The following is a 26,677-nucleotide window of genomic DNA, read 5'->3' as shown; positions in this document are numbered from 1 at the left end:
CGCACCTTCGCCCGAATGTTTGATATTCAAATCATAAGGAGTGGATTAATTGTCAGATTTCAAACTTTCAAACATATCTGCGATGCTTTCGTTTTCATGGCGCTCTTCACGCCATTGTTCTTTGTATTGGTCGTAGGTCGCGTCGGCATATTGTTCTTGCTGTTCCTCAAATTTTTGACGTTCGTCTTCCACATCCCTAATCATACACGCTGTGTTGATGTCCAAAATTTTACCGATGCTGTTGAGATCAGAAATCAGGACATCAAAATCGTCACTCGTTTGGCAGTTAGTGCGTTCATCATAGAAATAGTCAGCGCGATATGCCTCGAAGCCGGATTTTAGCGATTGAATTTCAGCTTTAGCAGGCGTCTCCTCAAGCAAACGTGTGGCCTGATGCAGCTCATCGGAACAACAGCCATTCTTTACAATTTCAAAGACACGTGCGCGCAACTTTTCTCGTAATGGGAAGTGCTGTTCGGAGTCGCGAGGCTTAATTTTTACGATAACGTCCACAAGACCATTAATGTCCGAGCCTTCATCAAGCGGCTCAGACAAAACGGCCTCAACCATAGGTTCGACCAATCTTTCATACTCAGGAGTGCAGGTTTGTTGAGCAAGACTTATGATAATGGAAAGACGCTCTGGATAACTTGACTCCGCCCAGGTCGATGTTCCATTTGGGTAATCTACCCGCCTCGGAGCGCACATCAATTGATGAATGAGAGGCGCGGCTTCGCTCGCACTATCCTTTATAGCTTGCAAGACCCTGCCAGAAGAATCTTGCCGGGCAAAGTTCAACAGTCTGGCGATTTGCGAAAAGGAATAGGTGCTCAACAATATGTCGGAAGCATTATCCGGCGCTTCGGACAATACGGCACTTAAAAGGTCGAGTACGGACGGGTCAATTACGCCCACGGCAACCTTGCCCTGCGGGGTGATGAAACTGCCGCTCAATTCTTTTAGAGCGCGATTAAAATTGTGCGGTGAAGATCTATAGCCGTATTTCTTTACTCTATTGGCGTGAAACTTCATGAAAGCCCGCTCAAGAATTTGAATGGCGATCCGCCCTTCAGAGCTCCACAAAATTAACAACAAAGTCTGGGCGTGCTTGCTAAGCTCTTCTTCGTACGCATGGCGCCAGATTTCAATAGGGTCTTGGAGAAGCTGACTCACAAAGTTGCAGTACTCCTCTGCGGGCACATTGATAATCCTCTGGCGCGTAGCCATCCATTCAATGACACGCGGATTGAATTTGTCATGGTGGATGATGTTTCGATAGAAGCCATGGTCCAGTAGGGCCGACACATGCTCTTTAGGCAAATCACTAAAATAGATATGGTTGTAGAGGATTTGTGCGCGTTGGCGGATAGTATAATCATGCAGCCGCAAAACAATTCTATCTGCATCAAGGTTAGCGTGCCGAAGGCGCTCTGACCGCGTTTTTGCCTGTTCATATAGATGCTCACGTGTGGTTAGTATCAAGCGAGAACTTGGATTGACACGAACCATCGCAATAAACGATAGAAGCGCTTTATCGTTCGCGGTGATACCTTCGCCGATCAATGTTGCGCCGACAAAATCGTCGAAATAAAAAATCTGATTGACGTCTTTTTTGAAAAGCTTAGCGCCCTCATTGATGTCACGATCTATAACAATCGCTTGCCAGCCTTGGGAAAGATGTTCGTAAATCAGCATATTTGCGAGGGTGGTCTTGCCGATGCCCGGCGGCCCGGCAATCATTACAACGCTTTCGTCCGCCAATCGCTTTTCCGCTTCCCGCAACGCTTCGGTTTGCGCATAACGTCTGATTTGCTGGTGAATTTTCTGAACTTCAAATTCGCTGCGCGTAACTTCTGCGTTGTTAAGAACGCGCTCTAAAATTGCTTGGCTTGTGAGCCAAAGTTTAGGATGTGCTTTTTCTATATCAGGGTAGCGTCCAAGAAAATTGTTCAAATCTTCTTGGCCATAAATATCGCTGACCTCCAACGGCGCAGACGGGACAGCCGCTATTATTTTATTTTTGTCTTCTTGGGAGAGGGGAACGGAGGTTACAACTGCATATCTGGACGGCTTTAGTTTTCTGACCTTCACATCTTCTTTTTTGAGGTCGCGAATAAGGCCAGCAATGCCGGTGCGCAAATAGTGCTTAACTTGAACGACAAGCTTTTCAGGGCCGCTGGCATATCTGAGATCGATACCTTTATCGCGTCCGCTCTTAAAGCTTTCGAGGCGTACAGACCATTCTTGTTGCAGCAGGTCTCGTGCAAGTCGTTCTAAATCCAGCGGCGAAAGTTGATGAAAATCATAATTTGGCATATTTAACCAACTTTTCTACCCGCGAGCCTCATCTGCAAGCGTTTTGATCGAAGCCGCTTTGCCTTCAAGGCCGTCAAAGGCAAACGGATTTAGGAACTGCCGCCCCCAGAACAGATTGCGGTCGACTTCCGAGAATGTTGCTTCATCGCAGATTTCATTCCAATGCTTGGCAATGATCCTGATCTGATTTTCTATGGTTTCCATCGCCTGAGTTTCAGACAACAGGAAATTATGCGCTGCACTTAGACAGACACTAATCCGGCTTAAATTTATATCATCGTGTATAATCATGGCTTGACCGGCTTCCTGCCCGGCGCGGCCCTGCGGACAGATATCGTAAGCAGGGGTGAGCGTGAGCATTTCGCCGTTCCAGAAGGCTGCGTGATTTCGCGCATGATCATCTGTGTTGCCACACAGGATGTTGAACACCAGCCGCCCGAACAGCTCATGCAGCGTTGCCTGTGGATCGGTGAAGCGATGGCGAATGATTTCAGCGAGGTCCTGATAGCTCGCGTAGCGCGCCATCATTTCATCGAGTTCGAGCATGGTGAGCGCGGACACCATGGCCTTACGCTGCCAGCGATTATCGATAGGGATGCGATCAAAGCGCTCAACGAGCAGTACATCCTTTCCTGCAGCTAGTTCAAGCGAGACTGGCGCAACATTCAAGCCGGCCAGCGCCGCAATCCGCATCGCGATGAATTCGCCTTTCACAACGCTGTAGGTGTCGTTTGAGGCGGAAAATTTTGCGACATATTTTTTATCGTAATCTTCGATGAGCGCTTTTGGGCGCGCGCCACCGATAGAGCTACCATGCTGGATGGCCTGCGCAAGCTCCGGCGTTAGCGGCACCCCTTTTTCAATCAGCTCTGCTGCGCTCAACAGCTCTTCGAGGCTCGCGCTTTTTGGGCTACGCGGGACATATTTCGTCGACGAGCGCTGAAAATCGAGCGCACCGATCCGGTCTGATCCTGACTCTAATAAAAAGGCGATTTCGGGCATCCAATGATTTTCAAGCGCTGTTCCCTTAACGCCGAATTTGCGATTGAGAATAACGCGACGCCCCCAAGCGTCGGGAGCTGCATCGCGAAGGCTACTCGGCATGGTAAGGCCATCCGGCAAAGGCAATTCACCAGGTTGCAAAGGCAGTTCCGGCAAATAGATCGGAATCGCCTCCTCGCGCGCGAGGTACGATTTACCGTAATTGAAAACCAGCGATTGCGGGCTGCTACTATCCCCATACAGACGACCGGCAACAACGGGGTCGGTTTTGCCCGGCAGCCATATCCACACATATGCCTCATCGAAGCTCTCAGAAATCATCTTTCGCCGCCTTTGTGCGTTTACGTGTGTACGTTGGCAGAAGCGCGAGCTTGTCTTCTGTTTGCGCAAGGCGCTCGCTCAGCCGTCCCGGTTCGGTGTTAAAGAGCGACACGCCGACAATGGCGGCGCACTCGAACACCGTCCCGATTTCGACTTTGGGGTGGCCCTTTTCGATGCGCTGCAGCGTGCTGCGGGAGATACCGGCCCGCTCTGAAAGTTCTTCGGCAGTTAACCGACGCTCCTTTCGGGAGGTACGGATCAGCTTGCCAAGCAGCGCGAGCGCTTCACGGGTCTGGCGGGAATAGGTGCGTTGTTCGATACGGGCCATAGTCACGCTTTGGGTTATTGGTAAGTCATATCACCATAATATGGCTTATTTATGAGTCATTATAGGTCGTTATAATAAAATTTTCAAGAAATGATTTATCCATGAGACATATTGTAGTAATATGGCTCATATATAATCCAATATTTGTCCTAAAATAGGGTGATTTGACCTTCCTCGCGGTCGGCAATGCCATAAATATGCCTCGCCATTGTAAAGTTGCCTGCACCATTAGAAATCGGCTCATCCTGCACTTTATAAATCCCTCCCAACCGGTCCAGATTTTGAGGCCCGCACCATGATGTAAGCCCCCAGAGGCCTTTTTCTGGCGTCAGCTTCCAGCTGCTTCCTCTCGGTCAGGCAGAAAGGTCGGTTCTGTGGCTCCACTTCGCAGGCAGAGGCTCTCTGGTGACGGCGGCGTGGAAGAAAGGTATGATCGGATCGTGCTTGTTCGGGGTCGAGGAGCCGCTCATAGGGATGGCTCATCGAAAGCACTGCTTGAATGTTGAAGTTGACGGTTCCAGTCGGCTAATTCTTTTAAAAGCGCGTTCGAAGTTTCTCCCTCTAGGTGCGCTTCTCCTCCTTTCATTCATTATTTGATATGACTTGCTCAGCCGTCATATTCGCAGGATCTCTCTTGCGGGGCCACCTCTCGATCCGGCGCTGGCCTTTCTGCGAAGTATGGTCTGGCCACACGGGATGGCAAGCATTTGGCCAAAATGAAATAATGTCTCCAAGCGGACAAATTGGATATCACACACTGCGCTTTTCGACCCGTCACTTGTCTTCAACAGACTTGACCAATAGGGTGCTTTTTCCACAGCGTTCTCGGTGGAAGGGGATGCCATCGCGCTGAGAACGCCCTGTTAAATGAATGGAGCGTCAAGATCTGCTTGCGGATCAGATGCCATGGGGGGATCATCATGACCAAGAGTATATTGTCCCTGTCGGGGGCGTTCCTGCTGGCGTTTGCATCCGCTTCTGCCCAGCAACGAGAAGTTACCGACATTCGAAGCCTCTATGTCGGTGAAGGTGTCATCGTAGATTACGATTACGGAGGGATCTACACGGTCGAGGTGGTCGGGGGCGATGTCGCGGCTGCGGATATCCGCGATGCTGGAAATCGCCTGCTTCTGGACCAGAAGGAACCCGCCTCGACCGACAATCCCCCGCATTTTCGGATCACTGGACCGCGTGGTCCGAACATTGTGATGGTGCAGGGTGGGGCGAGATTGACCTTCAGAGATGTGCGGTATGAAGAAGATCAGAGTCCGACAGCGCAAGTCCTGAATGGATCGCAGCTTATTTATCAGCCCATCACCGCCCACAATATTGAAATCACCGGTCGGAACCGTGCCTATATCTATCTCAAAGGCGGGATCGGTGTATGCAATTTCAGGGCGCATGATGAGACAATAATTGAGGCGACGGAGCTGGCCTGCGAAGAGGCGGACTTCGTCTTGTCCAATCAATCATCCGTGCGCGTGCGCGTCCTCAATTTCTTTGAATCCTTTGTTGGCGCTGGTTCTTACTTGACTATTCTCGGCGCGCCGGAACATTACGAACATAAATTCGAAGAGGGCGGCGAGCTCAGATTCGAATAGTCGGACATCATCGGTGACGCGCAGGGGAAGTGGCGCAGGGCGTTTCCTTGTTGGTTTTGCGACGCCGGTGTGTGACGGCTTCGAGTGGCTAGTCGATCTCATTGCTGCGGCTCCTAGAGATTGACGTCTCTATCTCTGCGTGTGCCATCCTTTTGGCATCGCCGGGAGCGTACCTTGGCTGGTGGACCATTTCACTATCGCAAGTGTAGCGAGCGAATATTGTCTTTAATTTCGAAAATAAACTGATACCGTACTTGTGGATGACATTCATTGGGCGGTGATACTGTGACAAATCAATATCTTACACTCGGTGCGCTCGCGGCGCTATTAACAGCCTGCGGCGGCGGCGGTGGCACTGGTGGCGCAACGAGCCAGCCGAACAGGCCCCCAACGGCAGATGCCGGACCGGGTCGCACGGCCTCACTCCGCACATCGGGTGTTGCTCTGACGGCGGCGGGCAGTTTTGACCCCGATGGTGACAGCCTTTCCTATCGCTGGACCATTTCAACCCAACCATCCGGTGCGGCCGCAACAATCCGCGATGGGAATACACGCAGTGCCCTTCTGTTGACGTCGACGCCCGGTACGTATGTTATCGACCTGGCGGTGTCCGACGGGCGGGGCGGCACGAGTACGGATTCGGTGACGCTGGAGCTGACGAATGAAGCGCCCGAAGCCGGTGGGGCCCTTCAGACAGCTGGCCTTGCGCTGAACGATGAGTTTCTGCTCGACGCCACGGCGTCGACCGATGTCAACGAACAAGGCCTCACCTATTAGTGGACTGTCATTGAAAAGCCTTCGGCTTCAGCGCTCCCGTCAGTATTGGAGGGCGCACAGGTTCTCGCCCGGTTTGACGCTGTAGGTCGCTATGAATTTGAGCTTACGGTCTCCGACGGATTTGAGGCCGATACGATCGCTCCGGTCAGTGTCGATATCGACGAATATGACGTCATCCCGCTGGCAGCCCGCCCTGTTGATGTCGACTTCTCAGAAGAAAGTCAGGCGCTCGTCACTATTGATGGGAAGACGCTCCGTCGGCTGATGGATGGGATGAATATCGAAACTGTCACGCTGTCTTATACTGCGGCCGCTGTATCGCAATCTCCCAACGGGCGGCGTGCTGCTGTGGCACATGACGGCCATGTCAGTATTGTCGACCTTGAAAGCATGATGGTGGTCGCTGAGTATCCAATACCTGCGGACATGAAGGAAGTCGTCTTCGCAGAAGATGATCTGGCCTTTTTGACCGATGGAAACCAGTCCTACGCTCTCTCCGTGGACAACGGTGCCTATGAAACATTTTCAACCTCATACAGTGATTATGTTGTCAAACGATCAGTAAGCGGCAAAATTTACGGTGCGTCCCGCGGCTCATGGTCAGGAGATGTTCAACGTTTCACGCTAAACGGTTCGGGCGAGTATTACGCCTATGATTCGCTGTATCACGGGGATTTTGATCTGGGAGAAGATCTGTATTTCTCGCCGGGCGGCGGCGCGATCCTATCGCCATCGGGTGATGTTCTTCGCAGTGCTGAGTGGCGCCAGAATGACATGAAATATGCTATGTCCCTGTCCAACACTGTCAATTTTCTCCATGCTGATGCCAGCTTTGTCGGGCATCAATGGTATACGATTGAGGACCGGACTGGCGCGACTTTGCTCGCAGCTGATCGCGGCATGATTGTAAATTATGATCTGGAAACGGGTGACAGACTCCGTACTGTAGATCTTCCGTCCGTGAGCGCGACCACAGCCATTCAGTGGAACGCCCAATATGTCTTTGCTGCCGACAGTACACCGGGCTTGTTTGTGGTTGGCGTCGATACGTCGGCACCGACGGCACAATACGCGATCCTGACTCAGGGTCGTCGATTGGCGGCGTTCGAGAATGCCGCGCCGAAAATCAGCACCCGTCGCTATTATTCGTCGGCCCTTGGTTCATCAGTCGTTCTGGACGCTTCGGCCAGCGAGGACCCTGAAAATCAGTCCCTCACCTTCGACTGGTCACCAATAGCGGTTCCCAGTGGGGCGGGAACTGTGTCGCTACAGGGGGCACGGCCCTCCTTTGTGCCGACTCTGGCGGGGACCTACCAGTTCGAGGTGCGGGCTTATGACGGCTTGCGCTACAGCGAGCCAAGACGGGTTGAGGTCACCGTGATGCCGCGCTCAAATCCCGTTCGTGTGCAGCGGATCGAAGGCGATATTCTGGATGCCGAATATAGCGCAAGTCAGAACGTTTACATCGTGCTGACAGGCGACCGGCCCGTGGCCAAGCTTTTCGATGCCGCTGGGAATCTGAAGGAGATTGAGCTTCCTGCTCCTGGATTTGCCGTGGGCGTCTCGCCGGACGGCAGAAGAGCGGCGATATCTCATAACGGCGGTGTTACATTTATCGACGTGGCGAGGTCATCCGTTGTCACGACGGTCGAAATTGAGAATACCAGCACTGTTGATGGCGATCGTGTCTTCGGTGACATCGTGATCGACCATGCCGGTATAGCGCATGTTGCGCCGAGTGCGGATCAATGGGAAGAAATGATTTCCGTTAATCCGGCGTCGGGAGCCGTCACGAGGAGCGGCAGTCTTTATGCCGGACTTCGATTGGCCATGCATCCGCAAAACAATTGGATTTACGGTGCCGACACGGGCCTCAGCCCTGCTGACGATCACAAGTTTGACGTCTCAACAGGTTATGCTGTCAATTTGGGGGACAGCCGCTATCACGGCGAATATTCGCTCGGCACGGATTTGTGGCTCAGCCAAGATGGCGCGACGCTGCTGAACGCCAGAGGTCCAGTGTTGAGAACAACAGCTGACGCAAGTACGGATATGACATATATCGGTAAGCTGCAAGGCAGTGTTGTTGCCTTTTCAGCTGCGCATTCACGCGATCTTGATCGCTGGGCCGTCATGCCGGGCAAAGAGATTTATGGTAATGTGGGGGCTTATCAGACTATTGAAAGTTCTATTTTCCTGTACAGTTCGTCGTCATTGGCGCGTACAGGGACGATTGCGCTATCGACTGTTCCAACGTCTGCTGGTGCGCTCAATGCACGCGGGCGCTATGTTGCGTTCACGGAAAATGGTCGGTCATTGAACGCCATTGTCGCTGTCGACGGCAGGATTGATGGGTATGCTCTCCAGTTCGGTATCGCTGCTGATTGAGCTTAAGAGGACGAACCGGCAGGAGTAATCCTGCCGGTCAACTGGTCACCCGTCGTACGGTCAGACTCAGTCTTCCGTCAAAGCCCAGATCCGGTGAAAACAGGGCATCGGCCGGGAGCAGTTTGTCGATGCCGTGATAGGCGCGCCGTGACGTTCCGCCCATGATCAGGATGTCGCCACTGTCCAGTACAAATGACCGGGTGGGGCCGCCACGCTCCGGCCGGCCCAGGCGAAAGCGCGCCGGGGCACCGAGCGACAGGGTCATCAGCGGGACCGTCTGATCCTCTTCGTCAGCGTCACGATGCAAGCCCATTCGCGCTGAATCCGTATAATGATTGACGAGGCAGCATTGCGGCTCGGGTGCATCCGGCAGACAGGCGTTCCACAGATCAGTAATGGTATCAGGCATGGCGGGCCAAGGCTGGCCGGTCTCCGGATGGTCAGCCTGATACCTGTATCCCCGGCGATCAGATACCCAGCCCAACGGACCAAAATTCATCTGACGGACGGAGAAGGGCTTTCCCCCCGGGGTCACAGGGGCGAGCCATCCCGCCGCGTTGCAGGCCGCCATCGTCCATCCGGACAGGGATTTCTGGTCGTGATCGTTCAGTGCACGCCGGTAAATGATGGCGCCGTCGCCGACCGATTCAGGCTGGGGCAGGGGGGATGTTGTCATGTCACGGGGTGCGAAGGACCATCAGGCGGATTTCCGTCATGTCTTCGATCGAAAACCGCAATCCCTCCCGTCCGAGTCCGGAATCCTTCACGCCGCCATAGGGCATGTGATCAACCCGCCAGGAGGGAACGTCATTGATGATGACGCCGCCCACATGAAGGTCGTCCCATGCCTGATGCGCCTTGTAGATATCGCGGGTGAAGACGCCAGCCTGCAACCCATATCGGCTGTCATTGACCCGCGCGATGGCATCGTCAAACTGATCATACGGTTCGAGCAGGATCACTGGGCCGAATACTTCCTCCCGGTAAAGATCGATATCGACCGGCACGTTCTCAAGCACCGTCGCGGTGATCGTGTTGCCGGTGCGTTCGCCGCCACACAGGACGCTCGCACCCCTGTCCCGCCCCTCTTCGATCCAGTCCATGATCCGGTCCGCTTCCTTGTCAGAGATGATCGGTCCAATGAAGGTATTGTCGTCTTCGGGGTTGCCGGAGGTCAGCTCCTTCGCCGCGCTGACCAGTTTGTCGCGCATCGTGTCATAGTGGTCCTGGCGGATCAGCACGCGCTGAACGCTGATGCAGCTCTGTCCAGACTGGTAAAAGCCGCCGGTCATGATGCGGTCGACGGCATCGTCCATATCGCCGTCCTCAAACACCACGGCTGCATTGCCGCCCAGTTCGAGCACGACGGGTTTTTTGCCGGCATTGGCTTTCAGCTTCCAGCCGACCTCGGCGGAGCCTGTAAACGAGAGAAGCTTGAGCCGGTCGTCCTCGGAGAAAAGCCGTGCACCGTCCCGACGGGCAGGCAGGATCGAGAACGCGCCTTCTGGTAGATCGCATTCGGCCAGAACCTCGCCGATCATCAGCGCGCCGATGGGGGTCAGGCTGGCGGGTTTGAGGACGAAGGGGCAGCCTGCGGCAATCGCCGGTGCAATCTTGTGGGCCGTGAGATTGAGGGGGAAATTGAACGGGGAGATGAAGGAGCAGGGGCCGATTGGCACGCGCTTCCACTGGCCCTGATAATTGGCGGCGCGTTCCGCAACGGCGAGGGGCATGACTTCACCATAAAGGCGCTCGGCCTCGCCGGCGGCCATGCGGAACGTCTCGATGAGCCGGGTCACTTCGCCGCGGCTGTCCTTGACCGGTTTGCCCGCCTCTATCGTGAGAATTTCGGCCAGCTCATCGGCACGCTCGCGAAACCGGTCGGTGCAATGCTCTAGAACGTCCCGCCGCTGATAGGGTTTCAGGGCCGCCATGGGGGCCGCTGCGTCAGCGGCCATGCCGATGGCCCGGTCGATGGCGTCTACGTCAGCCAGGGCGACCCTCGTCACGACCTCGCCTGTATATTTGTCGGTGACCTCAAGGTCCTGATTGGCCTCGACGGGCTTGTTGCCGAGATAATAGGGATAGTGGGCTTTAAGGGGGCTGGTCATGATTGCGGGTCTCGCCTGTTAGACCCGGGAGCATAGGCCGCTCTTATCGGTCGGCCACTCAGATGCCCGCCGCCTTACTTGGCCTCAATAAGCTCGCGAACTTTTTCGTGCAGGTGATGGTTTGAGGCGAGAACCTGCCCGTCCAGATGCGGGCGTTCCTTGCTGCGCTCAATGGCGGTCACTTCGCCGCCAGCCTCGCGGCAGATGATGATCCCGGCGGTGATGTCCCAAGGATTCAGGCCCCGCTCCCAATAGGCATCAAGGCGGCCAGCTGCAGTCATGCAGAGGTCATAGGCGGCTGAGCCGAAGCGGCGGATCCCGGCGGTCTTGCCCAGAACCCGGTCGGTCTCCTGCAGGGCACGGTCGCGGCCGCCCTTGCCCTGGAACGGCAGGCCGGTACCCACCAGTGCCTCGCTCAGATCATTGCGGCCAGAGACGCGGATACGGCGGTCATTGCAGAACGCACCAAAGCCCTTCTCGGCGATGAACAGCTCATCGGTGATGGGGGCGAAGACCACTCCGGCATAGGGCTCACGATCGCGCTCCAGGCCGATGGAAATGCAGAACTGCGGCAGCCCGTGCAAGAAGTTGGTGGTGCCATCCAGCGGGTCGACGATAAAGCGGTTGGAATTGTCCGAGCCTTCGATTTCGCCGCGCTCTTCCATGATCAGGCCGTATTTCGGGCGGGATTTCTGGAGGGACTGAAAGATCGCTTCTTCGGCCTTCATGTCCGCCTGGCTGACAAAATCAGAAGCGCCTTTCTTGCGGACCTGCAGCGCTTCGACCTCATAGAAATCCCGGCGCAGGACTTTCGCGGCATCGCGGGCGGCATTGACCATCACGGTCAGAAGGGGTGTCAGGTGTGGCATCTTTATCCTCGGTCGACGCCGAAAAATCCCGTCCGGTCAGGGACGGCGATATGGCGCCATGGGTTCATCAGTTCGAAGCGGGTGACGGTCATGGTGACGGCGTTTCACGCTCTGGCGGCTGCAACTGGCCCAAGCGATACGGAAAAGCAAGGGATGGTGCGGTGTAGTGGGGGGTGCCTGCGGGCTCACATGGCGTTATGATCAACGAATAAACATAACGACAATAATCGAGGAAGCCCCTATCCCATGATGCCCGAACCATTGACCAACGAGGAAATTGCGACCGAGGCCGCCGCCATGATGGCTGAAGGGGGGCCATTTGCGACGGTCCCGATGACCATTCGCGGTGTCGACTATCCTCATGTCTTTGCCATGTCCCAGGCGAGCCTGCGTGACGTCCTCGCCCTGCGGGGGATGCAGTACAAGGACCGCGAATTCATCGTCTATGATGACGAGCGCTATACGGTCGGCGAGACCTGGGCCAAGGCCATGCGTTTCGCCAACTGGCTCAAGGAAGAAAAAGGCATCGGCCAGGGGGACCGGGTGGCGATTGCCATGCGGAATTACCCTGAGTGGCCGATGGCGTTTCTGGGCATCGTCGCCTCTGGCGCGACAGTCGTGCCGCTGAATGCCTGGTGGCAGGAGGGGGAGCTGCGCGACGGGATCGGTCGGGCCAAGGCCAAGGTCGTTGTCTGCGACGGCAAACGTTTTGGCTATCTCGAGCCGCGGCGCGAAGAGCTTGGCCTGACGCTTGTAACGGCGCGCGAAGATGTGCCGGGCGGCGATATCCGGTTTGACGACATCATCGCGGATGAAAAATGGCCACAGACCGCACCGTCAGTACAGATCGATCCTGAGTCCCATTTCTGCCTGCTCTATACGTCCGGCTCGACGGGGAAGCCCAAGGGGGCGCTGCTGACCCACCGCTCCTGCGTTAATGCGGTGCTCTCATGGTCATTCCTCTTGACCCTTGCGCAGCGGCGGCGTCCGGACGTTCCGTTCGTGCCTGAAAACCCTGCAGTGCTGCTCGCCCTGCCGCTGTTCCACGTGACTGCACTGCATTCGACGCTGATGCTGTCATGGCTGCTGGGGCGCAAGACGGTCTTCATGTATCGCTGGGACGCTGAAAAGGCGATCGACCTGATCAAGAAGGAAGACATCACGAATTTCGTCGGTGTGCCGACCATGGCCCATGAACTGGTGCAGGCTGCCAAGCCGGGCGATCTTGATGACCTGGCCGATATCATCACCGGCGGGGCCAAGCGCCCAGCTTCCCAGGTGCTGCAGCAGGTCGACAAGTTCCCGCAGATTGGGATTTCCTCAGGCTACGGTCTGACTGAAACAAACTCACTGGTCGCCCACATCACGATGGGGGATTTCATCAATCACCCCGGCTCGGCTGGTCGCGCGATTCCGCCGATCAACCAGATTGAGGTGCTGAACGAGAAGGGTGAGGTGCAGCCGCGCGGCACCGAAGGTGAAATCTGCGTGAAAAGCCCGGTCACGTTCCATCATTATCTTGAAGATGAGGCTGCCACGGAAAGGGCTTTCTATCCGGGGGGCTGGTTCCGGACCGGTGATATCGGGGTGCTGGACGAGGAAGGCTTCATCACCATCCTTGATCGGGCCAAAGACCTCATCATTCGCGGTGGCGAGAACATTTCCTGTCTGGAGGTCGAGAACGCCCTCGTTGATTTCGGCCCAGTCGACGAGGCTGCCGTGTTCTCCGTTCCCGACGAAATCTACGGCGAGATTGTCGGTGCGGCGGTTTACGGCAAGGAAGGTCCCGTGGACCTGCAGGCCCTGCGCGATCACGTGGCCAGCAAGCTGGCACCGTTCAAAGTGCCAGAGCGCCTGTGGCTGTCACCTGTCCCCCTGCCGCGCGGGACGACCGGCAAGGTCGACAAGCGCCAGATCAAGATGATTGCGACGCAGCACCCGGCGCATTGGAGTGCCGCCGACGCCTAAGCCTTTGCGGCTTTGCCTTTCAGCGCAGCGATGCTGACCCCGCCGGTCAGGATCGTTGCGATAAAGTACAGGAGCACGCCCGCCCCGACGAGCTCGAACAGCAGGATCCAGTCCTGATCAAAGGCCATCGGTGCCAACATCTCCTGATGGGCCATGGCAATGCGCAACAGCCATCCCAAGCCCCCAGCAACCAGAACCATACGGACGATCCGGCTGAGGACGGTCAGGCTGGGGCGAAGGTGACCCCGCGCATAGAGGCGCCAGCTCAGGCCCGTCACCTCGACCCAGGCCGCGACCACCGTGCCGATGGGCACCGCGATAAAGCCCATGGTAGGGAACAGCGTGATCGAGATCGTCGCGTTGATCGCAATGGCGACCAGCGCGAACGTCATGGGAGATTTGGTATCCTCGCGGGCAAAAAATGCTGCGGCGAACACTTTCTGCAGTACGAAGGCCGGCAGGCCGATGCCATAGACGGCTAGGGCCGCGCCGACCATCGCCACATCCGTGTCGTTGAAGGCGGATCGCCCTGCGCCAATCGCGCGTGTCAGGTCGCCTGCCATATCCTGGAAAAGCGCGCCGCACAGAAAAACGGGGATCGTCATCAGCGCGGCGGTGGCGGGCAGGGCAAAAAACAGCGCTACCTCGACCCCGCGATTGAGGGTGCGTTTCGCGCCGGTCTCATCCCCCGATTTCACAGATCGGCCGATGGCGGGCATCAGAACAACCCCAAGGGCAATGCCAATGATGGCGAGCGGCAGTTGGTAGAGCTGGTCGGCGTTCATCAGCCAGGACACAGCCCCCGCCTCACGCGAGGCGATGTTGGTGCCGACAATCCCGTTCACCTGCAGCGCGGCGGCGCCGATAAAGCCGGGTGTACCGAGCATCAGCATGCGTTTGGCAGCGCCGCTATGGCGCGGTAACCGCAGACGGAGAAGAAGTTTTGACCGGGTGGCGGCCAGTACCAGCGCCCCTAGCTGCAGAAGACCACCAATCATCACCGACCAGGCTGCAGCAAGGCCCGTTACTTCGGCGGGGGCGTCGGCAAAGGCCAGAACGCCGGTAATGAGAGCAATGTTCAGGAGAAGCGGCGCCGCTGAAGCCGCTGCGAATTTGTGCATCGCGCCCAGCATGCCGCCATAAATGCCGACCAGCGACATGCAGGCCAGATAGGGGAACATGATGCGCGTATAGAGGATCGTCAGATTAAATCGCTCCGGGTCGTCCCTGAACCCTGTCGTCAGAATGCTGACAAAGACAGGCGCGAAGATCATGATAATCGCCGACAGGCCGGTTAGGATAACGATCATCCACGCCAGAATATCCTCAGCAAACGCCTTTGCACCGTCCATGTCGCCCTTGACCGAATGGCGCTGGAACAGGGGGACGAAGGCGGCCTGAAAGGCGCCTTCAGCCAACAGGCGGCGGAACATGTTGGGCAGGCGGAAGGCCGCCCAGAAAGCATCGGCAACCGGGTTGCCGGACGCCCCGATGATCCCCGCAATCAGCATCTGGCGCGCAAAGCCGAGCACACGGCTGACCATGGTCAGGCCGGAAACGGTGGCCATAGATTTGAGGAGGGGACGTGCCATGAACCGGAATTCCTGTCGGTGAAACCAATGCGCTTAGAGCGCGATTGAGACCATCCCGTAAAGCGCCCTATCGCGCCCCCGTTGCCAATAGCACGCAGGGCACGGTGCGCAGCAGGATCTTCACGTCCAGCCAGAAATTCCAGTGCCGGACATAATGGGCATCCAAAGCAACCCTTGTATCGTAGTCGGTATGGTTGCGCCCGGAAATCTGCCAAAGGCCGGTAAGGCCCGGCCGGGCCGCGAAATAGGCATCGGCGTCCGTGCCGAAACGAGCCACTTCCTCTTCCACGATGGGGCGAGGACCGACCAGAGACATGTCGCCCATGATGACGTTGAGCAGCTGCGGCAGTTCATCGAGACTTGAGCGGCGCAGAAACCGGCCCAGACGCGTCACCCGCGGATCATGATGCAGTTTGCGATAGGCGAGCCAGTCGTGCCGGGCCTTCGCATCGGCCGCCAGGATGAAATCGAGCTGGTCATCGGCTGCAGGGGCCATGGTCCGAAATTTCAACAGGGTGAACCGCGAACCGTGCAGGCCGCAGCGCGTGTGCCGGTAAAAGACCGGTCCGCCATCCTGCAGCTTGATCAGGACCGCCAGAACGACCAGCAGCGGCAGCACAAAACCGAGTGTGGGAATTGCGATGAGCAGGTCGCACAGGCGCTTGGCCGGGCCGGTCAGGCCGGCAGGGTATTCATCGGTGCGTTGGGAGGTCATGCCTGATTGCCGCTCGATCCCGTCTGCTATCCTGTTCATACTGCCGCCGCCCATCACATTGTCGGCCCAAACCACGCAGGAAGCGCGCCAAAGCGGACAAATGATGGCAGAAATCGATACCTTGCAACGCTGGCGTCGGCTGTCACCAGATGTCCTTTAGTTTTTTCAAACCGGTTAACCGTAAAAGGCCGAATGGTGAGACCCTATCTCCTTCCTGCGATGACGCTTCTGGTCATTCTGGCGGCCTCGCTCGCCTATGGCGCAGACAGGGCAGGTCTTTCCCTTGTTTTCTCAGGTCTGCTGGCGATTCTGGCGGCGGTATCATCATTGCCGCAGCGGCAGATGGTGGTGCCCTTCCCGCTGATCGTTGGGAGTATCGCCTGGCTCATCCTTGCTGTAATGTCGGTGATGCAGGGGCGATGGGAGGCGGCATGGCCGGACCTCGCCACCCTTGCGGGGGCCGGAGCGATTTATTGGGTGATGTTTCAGGCGGCGTTGGCCTCCAATCAGGCCCGGCAACTGGTCTTGCTGCACCAGCTCGCCCTGCTGGCGCTCGCCATTTTTGCGTTCATGAGCTTTGTGACAACGCCTGATGCCATATGGGGGCAGGCAAAAGCATACCACCAAGGGCGGCTGACGGCCGCGTTCCTGTCGGCCAATACGGCGGCGACCCTGTTTGCCGTCGCTGCCGTTCTCGCCCTGAGCCAGATTCTCAACACTGTTCGGTCGGTCCGCTGGCGCGTTGGTCACCTGCTGCAGCCCGGCCGGGGCGCAGTCCTGCCGATCGTGCTCTTTCTCTTCACCGTGACCTGTCTCGTCCTGACCGCCTCCCGCGCCGGTATCATGACGGGCTGTGCCGCCATGATTGCGCTGGTCATCTGGTCACGGTCCGGCCGACAGGATCGTGCACTCGTGCCGGTCCTTCTGTTCATTGGGGCCATGGTCGTGTTGGGCGCGGTATCGGGGCAGGGCGCGCAGGACCGACTGACCGATCTTGGCGGCGATGATGTCGGGCGCTGGATTCTGTGGCGCGCCACTTTCGCCGCCTTTCTGGACGCGCCGTTGTTCGGACACGGACTGGGGCGATTTACCGAAGCGCTCGCGCCGCACATCACCGTCGACACCGCCCATGTGCTGGTGTTTCAGGGGGCAGCCCATAATCTGCCGCTGCAATGGCTGGTGCAGACCGGCATTGTCGGCACGATTCCCGGAGGCGCCGTCATCGTCACGATCTTCGTCTCGCTCATTAAGGGGCTGCGTCGTAGCCGACAATTGCGCAGCCTGCTGCGGGCGTCGGTCGTCATCCTTGCTCTCGTTCTGGTCCATGGCCTCGTGGACTATGCGCTGGAAATTCCGGCCATCCTCTGGTGGGTCAGCAGCCTCATGGGGCTCGGCACAGGCGTGGCACAGGGGCGAACCGTCAAGCGCGACCGTCGCCGGACCGCGCGCTGAAGGTCTCAGCCGGCCCTTCGATTATCAGCTCACGACCTGTCCCGCTTGCGACCAGATCAAAGGCTCGGCCGATGACCTGCGGGGTCAATGTCTCATCGGGCGTGCCGGATGCCAAAAGCCTGCCGTCTCGCAGAATGACGACGTGGCTGGCAAAACGGGCGGCCAGCTGAATATCATGCAGGACCGCCACGACGGCACGTCTTGACATCGCAACCCTCTTCAACGCTTCAAGAATTCGAAATTGCTGTGCGGGGTCGAGGGACAGGATCGGTTCATCGGCCAGCAGGATCGGCGCTTCGGCCGCCAGCGCGCGGGCCAGATGTACACGCGCCAGTTCGCCCCCTGAGAGAGTGTCGGCGCGCCGATCACGAAAACTCTGCATGCCGACCTGTTCAAGGGCGTGCTCTATCGCGGCGCGGCATCGTTCTGACGGCCTGCCGATTGAACCGCCAAAGGCATACCGGCCCAACCCGACAATATCCTGCACGGTCAGGGGCCAGCTTATCGGTCTGCTTTGTGGCAGATAGCTGATGGTTCGGGCACGTTCTATTGCGTCAAAGCTGTCCAGGGGACGCTTCGACACCGTTATTTGACCTGACGTGAGCGGTCGCAGGCCCGCCAGCGCTTGCAGGAACGTTGTCTTGCCGGCACCGTTTGGCCCCAGAATGGCGACGAACTCACCGGGCCGGGCAACGAAATCGATATCCCGAAACTGAGGGCCGCCATCTGGTGTCGATGAGGCGGCTTCTGCGCGCAGTTCACTCATCATTCACTCCGCGTCTGGCGGCAATCCAGATAAACAGGGGCGCGCCGATCAGGGCCGCAACCACACCCAGCTTCAGCTCTCCGGATGTGGGGATCAGACGTACACCGACATCTGCTGCGACGACGAGCAGGCCCGCAAGCAGGGCCGATGGCTGGACCGTTCGGCCCGGGTCGTGCCCCACATGGCAACGGACAAGGTGGGGGGCGATGATGCCGACAAATCCGATCGTGCCCGCCAGCGCGATGGAGCCGCCTGTGGCAAGGCCTGCTCCCAGCACAATCCTTAGCCGGGCCCGGCCAAGATCAAGCCCGATGGTCCGGGCGACCTCCTCTCCCAAAGTGAGCGCCGTCAGATCACGCCGGGTCGCTACGAGGATCGCAATGCCGAGGGCGATAAAGGGGCCTGCCAGGGCAATATCGTTCAGGCCCCGATTGCTGACCGATCCGAGGGTCCAGTTGATCATATCAGACAGCGTGTACGGATTGGGCGCGAAATTCAGGAGGAGGGCCATGACGGCCCCGGCGAAGCTGGTGATGCCCACGCCTATCAGGATGAGGGTTACTATCGAACGGACTTTTCGCGCGCAGAACAATAGAATCGCGGTGGCCACCATTGCACCGCTGACAGCGGCAAGGGGTAGTATCGGTGCAAAGGATGATGCCAAGCCATAATAGAGCGTCAGGGTCGCGGCCAGCGTCGACACGGCAGACACACCAAGAACACCGGGCTCAGCCAGGGGGTTGCGGAGGAGACCCTGTAGCGCCGCGCCGCTGGCGCCCAGGGCTGCGCCGGACAGAAACGCGGCAAGGGCGCGAGGAAGACGGATGTCCCAGACCACAATTCGGTCACCAGCCGGGCCCTGTCCGACCAGTGCCAGCAGCAGACGCCTCAGGCCCATGCCCGTCTCTCCCAGTCCGAGGCTGGCGACGATGGTCGCGAGACCAAGGGCGGCCAGAACGATCAGTAGGCGGCGATCTGTCATTGGCTTCGCCTTTCTGCCAGCACGGTCACGGCTTCGGCGGTGTACCACGCACTACATGACGTCAACGCACTGTCGATGGCAACGGCGTCCTGATTGGCCAATTGCCGGCGCGCAACGGGATGACGGCTGGCCGTCCATGGCGACAGGACCGTATAGGCCCCGTCGAAAAATGCCGTCGCAATCTGATCGGGCTGTTTATAGGCCAACCGCTCCAACGGCAGTGGCGACCAGCCCGGCCGTGTCTCGAAGTTGGAGTAACCGGCTTTGGTGATGATGTCGTCGATCATCGTGCCAGGGCCTGCCGTCACACCGCCCTGAGTCATGTAGAGGAGCGACCGGCGATCCGATGAAGCGGGTACACGGTCCAGATTATTCCTCATCTGATCGATCAGAATGGCAGCGCGGTTGCTGGCCGTCTCGTCCCCCATCGCCCCATCAAAATCCCCCGCTGCGGCCTGAACGACACTGGCAATATCCTCTAGCCGACCGGCATAGCCAATTTGCACGACGGGTATGCCGAGGCGAGCGTAGAGGGCGCCGGCATCGGGGCCGCCGCCATAGGTTCGTACGATGACCGTCGGACGGAGGGCGAGTACCGCCTCCGCCCGACCACTGGTCTGTGCAAGGCCGACAGCCTCGGCGCGCAGATAGGCGTAGTCCGCCTGAGAATCCCGCGATAGCGCGGCGATGTAATCTCGTTCGACAAGCCCCAGCACATATTGGTCGGCACAATAGTCGAGACTGACAACGCGCGGTTGCCCGTCGGTTTTGACGGGCGACGCATTGCATCCGACCAACGCAAACAGCGCAAGGAGGGCTGTCCGCGGGATCATGGCGTCAGTTTCACCCCCGCGAACAGGCGGGCACCCGCATTATGATATCCGTAGACGTCCATCACCTCTTCGTCGAACAAGTTTTCGGCTCTGATCGAGATTGCAATACGCTCTGCGACCGGAACATCGAGGGTCGCGCTGGTCAGGATGTAGCTGTCCAGCGTGACCCGTCGTGACGGAAAACTGCCGAAATCAAAATCGTCCTGTTCCCCCACATAGTCTAAGGCAACGCCAAGGCGCGTTCGTCCCAGCGCCTCGGGGGCATATCCCAAAGACAGGCTGGCGGTCTCATCAGGCACACGAATTTCGTCGGTGTCATCGTATGATTGCGAAGACGTGGTCGTCCATTGGCCGCTAATGGACAATGTTGGCACCGGTGACCATTGGGCGGCAAGTTCAATGCCGCTGCGCTCGCTGTCGCCGGCTCGATTATCCGGCGTCGCGTTGAAGCTGGAATCGTAGCGCGTGAATATCTCGTTCTTGAGATGCGCTTTGAACACGGTTGCAGACAGGCTCCAGCGTTCGGTAATCTTGTCCCAGCCGGCTTCCCACCCCGTCGACTGCTCAGGGACGAGATTTTCATTGCCCACAAAGCTGCCTGGATAATAGCCGAAAAGCTCCGTGAAGGTTGGATTTTTCACACCCGTCCCCACACTGGCACGGGCCCGACCAATGGGACCGAGGTCAATGCCGATCCCGGCGCGGCCTGTAGTGGTATCGTCAAACTGCCCATCATTCCGATCATGGCGCAGGCTGGCGTGCACATCGATAATACCGCGCGTGGCGAGGAGTTCGGCCCCAACGCCAAGCCGATCAAAACGCTGGTCTTGGTTGGTCAGGCCATCATAGGCGCTGTCGCGCGCGCGATAATCTTCGCGTTCCGCATCGACGAGGCCCGTCAGGCGCACCACGTCAAAGGGAGCGGTCGTGAATTGGACGGACGGGCTGTAGCTTAAACTCGTCCGTTCGCCGACAGCATCATTGGTCGTGATGCCGCCCGCTTCATAGGACCGCTCCACCCGGTTCCAGCTGACCGAGATGAGATGATCAACCGCGCCTTTCTGTATGCTCAAGTTGGCCCCGGCCGTCCATTGATCACTCAGCGTACGATCTTCGGTGTTGTTGAGCAGTCCATCAAAGTCGGAGTCTGAATCCGTTTCTGCCATGGCGTTGCTATAGCGGATAAGGGTACGCACTGTCGCTCCGCCACGAAGATCTGCACGACCTGTCAACATGCCGGTCCGACTGCGGCTGCCGTCCTTCTCCCCGTCCTCACCAGCCGTATCGACACCAGCGGTCTGCGTGCTGATGAAAGAGGCGGTGGCCGCGTGTTGTTCACTGCCGAATGTCTTTCCGCCTTCGACCCGAAGACTGTCGCCTGTCCCCAGTTCGACCTGTCCGTAGCCGCCTTCGTGACTGCCGGTGCGGATATTGATGACACCGCCGATGGCGTCCGAGCCGTAAAGACCCGACTGCTCACCGCGCAGCACTTCAATCGCAGCAGGGGAAAGGCTGCTGAAAAGGCCAAAATCACTCTCGCCGTTGATCGGGTCGGACACGTCGATGCCGTCAATCAGCAGGAGGGTGTGGTTCGCCTCTGCCCCGCGGATGCGCAGCTGGGTAAGACCGCCAACGGCACCCGATCGGGAGACCGCTACGCCGGGCACGGCCCTTAACGTGTCGGCCAGATAGGTCGAGCCCCGAATGGCCAGATCATCGGCATCAAGAACAGTGACTGCAGCGGTTGTTTGTGACGGCGCAACGGGCCTTAGGCCAGAGACGTAAATTTCGTCCGAGCGGTCCGGCTCGCTGGCCAGCGCCATGGCGGGCGCCGCGAGCAGGGTGGCGAGTGAGGTGGTAGTCAAAATAGTCAGTCTGGATTGGAACATCCGATTGTCTTTCGTGAACGGGCGCCATGCGACGCCGGGCAACAGATCATTTTCTGCCGAGGCAGAAAGGGGTGAAATGTCGCTTCACGGAGGAAACCGGTCTGCTCCCAAAGGCTATTCCCGGCCCCGGAACACGCGACGCGATGGCAGGTCTCCTGACTCTGCGGGTCGTCGCATCGGGGTGGCCTTCCCGGGTCTTGGCCCAGTGGCACGCGGGACCCCTCGGCTCGCCGCTGACAGTTGCGGGTACAGCCCCGGATTCGCACCGGGTTCCCTATTCACCGCCCTTTCGGGCGGACCATCTGTCGCGGCTCTTCTGCGTTCAGGCCGTGAAAGTCAATCAAGGAAAAGGTCTGCGCACCAGCCTGACGTTAATCATTCGGCAACCAAAAGTTGAGTACTACTCAACCCATGATTGCGATATTTGGCCTTATCTTCACCCTTTTCACTGTCTTCGGCGGCTATATGCTGGCCGGGGGCAAGATGGGGATTGTGCTCCATGCCTTGCCGTTTGAGGGCATGATGATTGGCGGTGCCGCCATCGGCGCGTTTCTCGCCAGCAATGATTTCCCGGTGATCAAGCATACGGGTGGCGATCTCGTCGCCCTGATCAAAGGGCCGAAATGGAAGAAGCAGGACTACAGGGACCTCCTGTGCCTGCTGCACTCACTTCTCAACGTCCTCAAGGAAAGCCCGGTCGATATAGAGAAGCATATCGAGGCACCGGAAGACTCCGACCTGTTCGGTAAATACCCCCGCATTCAGAAGGATCATGATGCGGTTGAAATGATCTGCGATACCATCCGTTCAATGATCATGAACTTCGATAATGCCTTTCAGGTAGAAGAAGTGCTCGAAAAGCAGCTGGCACAGCGCAAGGAAGATGCGCTCCACGGTTCTCACGCCCTGCAGAATATGGCCGATGCCCTGCCGGCGCTTGGCATCGTGGCGGCCGTGCTGGGGGTTATCAAGACCATGGCATCGATCGACAAGCCACCAGAAGTCCTGGGGCAGATGATCGGCGGCGCGCTGGTCGGGACCTTCCTGGGCGTTTTCCTGTCCTATGGCATGGTCGGACCGTTTGCGGCGCGGATTAAGTCCCTGCGAGAAGAAGAGCACGCCTTCTATGGCCTCATTCGGGAGGTCCTGGTGTCGTCGCTGCATGCGCATCCATCGGTCATGTGCGTCGAAGTTGGACGACGAAACGCCCCGCACAAGGTCCGCCCCACCTTCAATGAACTTGATGAAGCCATTCGTGAAACGAAATCGGCGGCATAAGGAGTATCCATGTCTGACGCTGCAATCGCTGCACTCTCCCGCCAAACCGGACTGATGAAAGAACTGAACGTTCTGGCCAACAATATCGCGAACGCCAGTACCGCTGGTTTCAAGCGCGAAGCATCAGTTTTCACGGAATATGTCACCCGGGACGTCACGGGGCCGTCCATGTCCATGGGAGCATTTCGTGGACACTACGCGGTGCTTGATGAAGGCGCCTATGTTCAGACGGGCGGCACGTTTGACTTTGCGATTGGTGGCGAGGGCTTCTTTGCCGTTGAGACCGACGAGGGGGTCTTCCTGACCCGCGGCGGTCAGTTCCAGCGTAATGCCGATGGCCAGCTGGTGACGTCCGAAGGTTTCGCCGTCCTCGATGATGGCGGCGGTACGATCGATATTCCTCCCGATGCGGTGGATATCAAGGTCAGCCCGGACGGCACCATGTCGGTCGATGGCCTCGCCATGGCACAGCTGGGGGTCTTTTCTTCTGATCCGGGCACGCTCGACCGCATGGGTGACAATTTATGGAAGCCCAGAGCGGCGTATGAATTCGTCGACAATCCAATCATCCGCCAAGGATTTGTAGAGCAGTCAAACGTGAATCCGGTCCTGGAAATGGCGCGCCTTGTTGAAGCGCAACGCCTGTTTGAGGCCGGACAGAATATTCTGGATGCCGATCATCAGCGGAAAGAGCGGATGATCCGCGCGCTCGGTGAGTCGCGCTAGTAATTTTAGGAAGATGAGACCATGAATGCACTACGCATTGCTTCGACGGGCATGGCCGCGCAACAGACGCGGGTGGATACCATTGCCAACAACATCGCCAATATGTCCACGACCGCCTATGCCCCCCGGCGAGCGGCCTTTGCCGACCTTATCTATCGTCAGGAAATGACTCCCGGTACGGTATCGTCCCGTACCGGCACTCTCGTTCCGGGGGGTATACAGATCGGTCTGGGCGTGCGGACAGCGGCCGTCACCGCGGACAGGGTGCAGGGGACACTGACCTCTACTGGCGGCGATCTGGACGTGGCTATTGAAGGGCGTGGTTTCTTCGATGTCGAGCTGCCGAGCGGTGAAGTTGCCTATACCCGGGATGGCCGATTTTCGATTGATCCCAATGGCGCCATGGTAAATGCCGAGGGGTTCCCGATCTCCGGCGGCATCGTCATTCCTGTTGATGCGCGGGGTGTGTCCATCAATCCTGATGGTGACGTCTTCGCACAATTCGCAGACGGCACACCGGATCAGCAGATCGGGACGATCAATCTGTTCACCTTCACAAATGACAAGGGCCTGGAGGCGCTCGGCGGCAACCTGTTCCGGGAGACCGAAGCCTCCGGAACGCCTGCCGGCGGCGTTGCGGGGCTGGAGGGTGCAGGCTTTCTGCGGCAGGGATTTCTTGAAGACAGTGGTGTCAACGTCGTCACAGAGATTGCCGATTTGATCGAGGCGCAGCGCGGCTATGAGTTGAACGCCAAGGTTCTGACGGCTGCTGATGAAATGTATGCCGCCGCGACGAGAATCCGGTGATGGGCGCGTCTGCTTCCAAGATTGTCGCCTTGGGGATCGGCATCGGGCTGTCATGCTTCTCCGGTGCCGGGGCCGAGGTGGTGGCGGTCCGCGCCCTGCCGAAGGGTACCGTCCTGTCGGCCGACATGGTGGAGACCTCCAAACACGGCGAGGCGACACCGCTGCTTGGCCAGCAGCTTCGTCGACCCATCTACAAGGGTAAACCCATCAATCTTTCCGATACGGAAGAACCGGATCTGGTCGAACGCCAGTCCCAGGTGCTGGTCCAGTTCCGTCGCGGGGGGCTGCTTCTGACCATCTCGGGCCGGGCCCTGCGCTCGGGCGGTCTCGGCGAGCAAATTCCGGTCCTCCTGGACAGTCGGCGCCAGCCTCTGAGCGCGCGGGTTGTGGGACATGGTACCGTGGAGGTGGGACGATGAAACGCCTTCTGCTCGGTATGGGGGTTCTTGTCGTACCGGCCTGTGCCCATCGCTCAGCGCCGGCCATCGAACAGCTTCCGCCGCCGGCCCCGATCAGCCAGCGGGATGGTATCGGCCTTCCTGCGACGGCCAGCCTTTGGCGTCAGGAGCCGGAGTCGCTTTTCGGCAATCGCCGTGCGCGGGTTGTCGGCGATATTCTGACGGTCATCGTCGAAATTGATGAAGAGGCGGAACTGAAGAATGAAGTCGACCGTGATCGGACGTCTTCGGACAGTTTTGACATGTCGGCGCTCTTCGGTCTGCCCGAATACGCAGCCAACACACTGCCGGGCGGCGCGACACTGACGCCTGGTGTCGATCTCAACCGTCAGCGACAGTTCTCCGGCAGCGGACAGATCCGGCGACAGGATAAGGTCACCCTGCGTCTGGCGGCCCGCGTAGTGGAGCAGCTGCCAAATGGCTACCTGGTCATCCGCGGCCAGCAGTCTGTCCGGGTCAACTATGAAGAGCGGATCCTTCGGGCTGAAGGCATCGTCCGTCCAGAGGATATTTCCCGCTCCAATACCATCCCCCATGACCGTATAGCCGATGCACGCATTGGCTATGTGGGGCGCGGCGCCATTGACCGATCCGTCAAGCCGGGCTGGGGCACGCGCCTTCTCGACACCGTCATTCCCTTCTAGGAGAAGACCATGCTGAAAATTCTTGTCCCTTCCATCGTCAATGCAGCTGCGATTGCCGGGGGAATTTTTGGCGGTCAGATGCTCCGGCCAGGTGACAATGTTCCTGCGCACGCGGCGCCATCAACGACGCTGCCCGGGGAGGGACACCCTGCCAATGACGATACTGGTCATGGTGAAGAAACTGATCATGCGACATCGGCGGACCAGTCCAAGACCGGTGCGTCGCATGGCGAGCCGCCCGAGGGTGATTATTATCCCATGCGCTTTGCGCGCCCGTTTGTGGTGCCGGTCAGTGATGGCTGGCAGACTCAGGCCCTCGTCGTCATTCAGCTCAATCTCGAGCTGAACCGGGAAGCTATGGACAATTCAGTTGGGCTTGAAGAAAAGCTCCGGGACCGGATCATGAGCGCGCTGATCGCCTATTCGCATAATGGCGGGTTTGCCGTGACGGTTACGGATCCTGAACTCCGTACGGCGGTCCATGACGTCGTCCTCTCGGCGGCCGACGAGCTCCTGCCTGATCAGGTGGGCGATGTTCTCATCCTGGAAATGCTGAAAAGAAAAGTCTAACAGCCGCCCCCCTCAACGAGAGGCGGCTTCTTTCAGCCGCGCACAGCAGCCAGAATGGCATCGAGGGTGCGGTTCGTCTGGACCTGCTGTTCCAGTGACGAGAACGTTGCAAGCTGTTGCACGAACGTTGTTGAATCAAGTGGTGTCAGGGGGTCCTGATTTTCTACCTGCGTGGTCAGCAGTGTGAGGAACTGGGTGAATTCCTCTGACATGACCGGTTTGGCCGTGCCGACAGGACTGGCGTTCGGGTCGGTAGAATTGGAGACGGGGGCGACTGTCATATA

Annotated in this window: 24 protein-coding genes and 1 riboswitch; of the genes, 11 read left to right on the top strand and 13 right to left on the bottom strand. The window is 58.1% G+C overall.

What is annotated here, in order from left to right:
* Positions 1-45: 45 nt before the first annotated feature.
* From RUI03_RS12540 to RUI03_RS12530, 3 genes are read right to left on the bottom strand one after another with little or no spacing between them, the layout of a single operon-like run.
* Entirely contained in the window at positions 46-2,316 is a 2,271-nt protein-coding gene (locus RUI03_RS12540) for a restriction endonuclease (protein ID WP_317287812.1), read from the bottom strand.
* A gap of 15 nt (positions 2,317-2,331) precedes the next feature.
* Positions 2,332-3,639, bottom strand: a complete 1,308-nt coding sequence (locus tag RUI03_RS12535; protein ID WP_317287811.1) for a HipA domain-containing protein — start codon at positions 3,637-3,639, stop codon at positions 2,332-2,334.
* Positions 3,629-3,967: a helix-turn-helix transcriptional regulator gene (locus tag RUI03_RS12530; protein WP_317287810.1), complete on the bottom strand. Its 339-nt coding sequence runs from the start codon at positions 3,965-3,967 to the stop codon at positions 3,629-3,631. The genes RUI03_RS12535 and RUI03_RS12530 overlap by 11 nt, the downstream gene beginning before the upstream one ends.
* 920 nt (positions 3,968-4,887) lie before the next feature.
* Between RUI03_RS12530 and RUI03_RS12525 the strand changes: the two genes are divergently transcribed.
* The 3 genes from RUI03_RS12525 to RUI03_RS12515 all read left to right on the top strand — a co-directional run bounded on the left by RUI03_RS12525 (position 4,888) and on the right by RUI03_RS12515 (position 8,733).
* Entirely contained in the window at positions 4,888-5,568 is a 681-nt protein-coding gene (locus RUI03_RS12525; protein WP_317287809.1) for a GIN domain-containing protein, read from the top strand.
* Positions 5,569-5,853: 285 nt separating this feature from the next.
* A complete protein-coding gene (locus RUI03_RS12520; protein ID WP_317287808.1) occupies positions 5,854-6,345 on the top strand; it encodes a PKD domain-containing protein in 492 nt (163 codons plus the stop codon).
* Between the two features lie 45 nt (positions 6,346-6,390).
* Positions 6,391-8,733, top strand: a complete 2,343-nt coding sequence (locus tag RUI03_RS12515; RefSeq protein ID WP_317287807.1) for a hypothetical protein — start codon at positions 6,391-6,393, stop codon at positions 8,731-8,733.
* Between the two features lie 37 nt (positions 8,734-8,770).
* Here RUI03_RS12515 and RUI03_RS12510 read toward each other — a convergent pair whose 3' ends face one another.
* The 3 genes from RUI03_RS12510 to RUI03_RS12500 form a co-directional block, all read right to left on the bottom strand.
* Complete coding sequence (locus RUI03_RS12510) at positions 8,771-9,409, bottom strand: alpha-ketoglutarate-dependent dioxygenase AlkB (protein WP_317287806.1); 639 nt, start codon at positions 9,407-9,409, stop codon at positions 8,771-8,773.
* A gap of 1 nt (position 9,410) precedes the next feature.
* Positions 9,411-10,844 (bottom strand): aldehyde dehydrogenase family protein, encoded by a 1,434-nt coding sequence (locus tag RUI03_RS12505; RefSeq protein WP_317287805.1) that lies wholly within the window; start codon positions 10,842-10,844, stop codon positions 9,411-9,413.
* Between the two features lie 74 nt (positions 10,845-10,918).
* A complete protein-coding gene (locus RUI03_RS12500; protein WP_317287804.1) occupies positions 10,919-11,713 on the bottom strand; it encodes an inositol monophosphatase family protein in 795 nt (264 codons plus the stop codon).
* Positions 11,714-11,959: 246 nt separating this feature from the next.
* Here RUI03_RS12500 and RUI03_RS12495 point away from each other — a divergent pair, with 246 nt between their 5' ends.
* On the top strand, positions 11,960-13,681 hold the full coding sequence (locus RUI03_RS12495) for a class I adenylate-forming enzyme family protein (protein ID WP_317287803.1): 1,722 nt from the start codon (positions 11,960-11,962) through the stop codon (positions 13,679-13,681).
* On the opposite strand, the gene murJ is transcribed toward RUI03_RS12495, so the two are convergent.
* Positions 13,678-15,273: a murein biosynthesis integral membrane protein MurJ gene (gene murJ, locus RUI03_RS12490; RefSeq protein ID WP_317287802.1), complete on the bottom strand. Its 1,596-nt coding sequence runs from the start codon at positions 15,271-15,273 to the stop codon at positions 13,678-13,680. The two genes, RUI03_RS12495 and murJ, sit on opposite strands and share 4 nt — an antisense overlap.
* Before the next feature lie 67 nt (positions 15,274-15,340).
* On the bottom strand, positions 15,341-16,027 hold the full coding sequence (locus RUI03_RS12485; RefSeq protein WP_317287801.1) for a sugar transferase: 687 nt from the start codon (positions 16,025-16,027) through the stop codon (positions 15,341-15,343).
* Between the two features lie 153 nt (positions 16,028-16,180).
* On the opposite strand from RUI03_RS12485, the gene RUI03_RS12480 reads away from it, so the two are divergent.
* Positions 16,181-17,440, top strand: a complete 1,260-nt coding sequence (locus RUI03_RS12480; protein ID WP_317287800.1) for an O-antigen ligase family protein — start codon at positions 16,181-16,183, stop codon at positions 17,438-17,440.
* On the opposite strand, the gene RUI03_RS12475 is transcribed toward RUI03_RS12480, so the two are convergent.
* From RUI03_RS12475 to RUI03_RS12460, 4 genes are read right to left on the bottom strand one after another with little or no spacing between them, the layout of a single operon-like run.
* Entirely contained in the window at positions 17,409-18,209 is an 801-nt protein-coding gene (locus RUI03_RS12475) for an ABC transporter ATP-binding protein (protein WP_317287799.1), read from the bottom strand. The genes RUI03_RS12480 and RUI03_RS12475 overlap by 32 nt on opposite strands.
* Entirely contained in the window at positions 18,199-19,188 is a 990-nt protein-coding gene (locus RUI03_RS12470; protein ID WP_317287798.1) for an iron ABC transporter permease, read from the bottom strand. The genes RUI03_RS12475 and RUI03_RS12470 overlap by 11 nt, the downstream gene beginning before the upstream one ends.
* Complete coding sequence (locus RUI03_RS12465) at positions 19,185-20,021, bottom strand: ABC transporter substrate-binding protein (protein WP_317287797.1); 837 nt, start codon at positions 20,019-20,021, stop codon at positions 19,185-19,187. Before RUI03_RS12465 ends, RUI03_RS12470 begins: the two co-directional genes overlap by 4 nt.
* Positions 20,018-21,910, bottom strand: a complete 1,893-nt coding sequence (locus RUI03_RS12460) for a TonB-dependent receptor plug domain-containing protein (RefSeq protein WP_317287796.1) — start codon at positions 21,908-21,910, stop codon at positions 20,018-20,020. The genes RUI03_RS12465 and RUI03_RS12460 overlap by 4 nt, the downstream gene beginning before the upstream one ends.
* 127 nt (positions 21,911-22,037) lie before the next feature.
* Positions 22,038-22,228: riboswitch (cobalamin riboswitch) on the bottom strand.
* 93 nt (positions 22,229-22,321) lie between these two features.
* On the opposite strand from RUI03_RS12460, the gene motA reads away from it, so the two are divergent.
* Genes motA through RUI03_RS12430 form a run of 6 tightly spaced genes read left to right on the top strand, consistent with a single transcriptional unit; the run spans position 22,322 to position 26,393 of the window.
* A complete protein-coding gene (gene motA / locus RUI03_RS12455; protein WP_317287795.1) occupies positions 22,322-23,188 on the top strand; it encodes a flagellar motor stator protein MotA in 867 nt (288 codons plus the stop codon).
* A 9-nt stretch (positions 23,189-23,197) separates the two neighbouring features.
* On the top strand, positions 23,198-23,914 hold the full coding sequence (locus RUI03_RS12450) for a flagellar hook-basal body complex protein (protein WP_317287794.1): 717 nt from the start codon (positions 23,198-23,200) through the stop codon (positions 23,912-23,914).
* Between the two features lie 21 nt (positions 23,915-23,935).
* The gene (gene flgG / locus RUI03_RS12445; RefSeq protein WP_317287793.1) at positions 23,936-24,721 is read left to right on the top strand and encodes a flagellar basal-body rod protein FlgG; all 786 of its coding nucleotides are present in this window, start codon (positions 23,936-23,938) and stop codon (positions 24,719-24,721) included.
* Entirely contained in the window at positions 24,721-25,140 is a 420-nt protein-coding gene (flgA, locus tag RUI03_RS12440) for a flagellar basal body P-ring formation chaperone FlgA (protein WP_317287792.1), read from the top strand. The genes flgG and flgA overlap by 1 nt, the downstream gene beginning before the upstream one ends.
* On the top strand, positions 25,137-25,823 hold the full coding sequence (locus tag RUI03_RS12435; RefSeq protein ID WP_317287791.1) for a flagellar basal body L-ring protein FlgH: 687 nt from the start codon (positions 25,137-25,139) through the stop codon (positions 25,821-25,823). Before flgA ends, RUI03_RS12435 begins: the two co-directional genes overlap by 4 nt.
* Before the next feature lie 9 nt (positions 25,824-25,832).
* Entirely contained in the window at positions 25,833-26,393 is a 561-nt protein-coding gene (locus tag RUI03_RS12430; protein WP_317287790.1) for a hypothetical protein, read from the top strand.
* Positions 26,394-26,425: 32 nt separating this feature from the next.
* Here RUI03_RS12430 and RUI03_RS12425 read toward each other — a convergent pair whose 3' ends face one another.
* On the bottom strand, positions 26,426-26,674 hold the full coding sequence (locus RUI03_RS12425; RefSeq protein ID WP_317287789.1) for a flagellar hook assembly protein FlgD: 249 nt from the start codon (positions 26,672-26,674) through the stop codon (positions 26,426-26,428).
* Positions 26,675-26,677: the final 3 nt, after the last annotated feature.

The sequence above is a fragment of the Parvularcula sp. LCG005 genome, from assembly GCF_032930845.1.
In the GTDB taxonomy this organism is placed as follows: domain Bacteria; phylum Pseudomonadota; class Alphaproteobacteria; order Caulobacterales; family Parvularculaceae; genus Parvularcula.
Note: the sequence above shows the minus strand (reverse complement) of the source record. Positions and strands in the feature narration are given on the sequence as shown.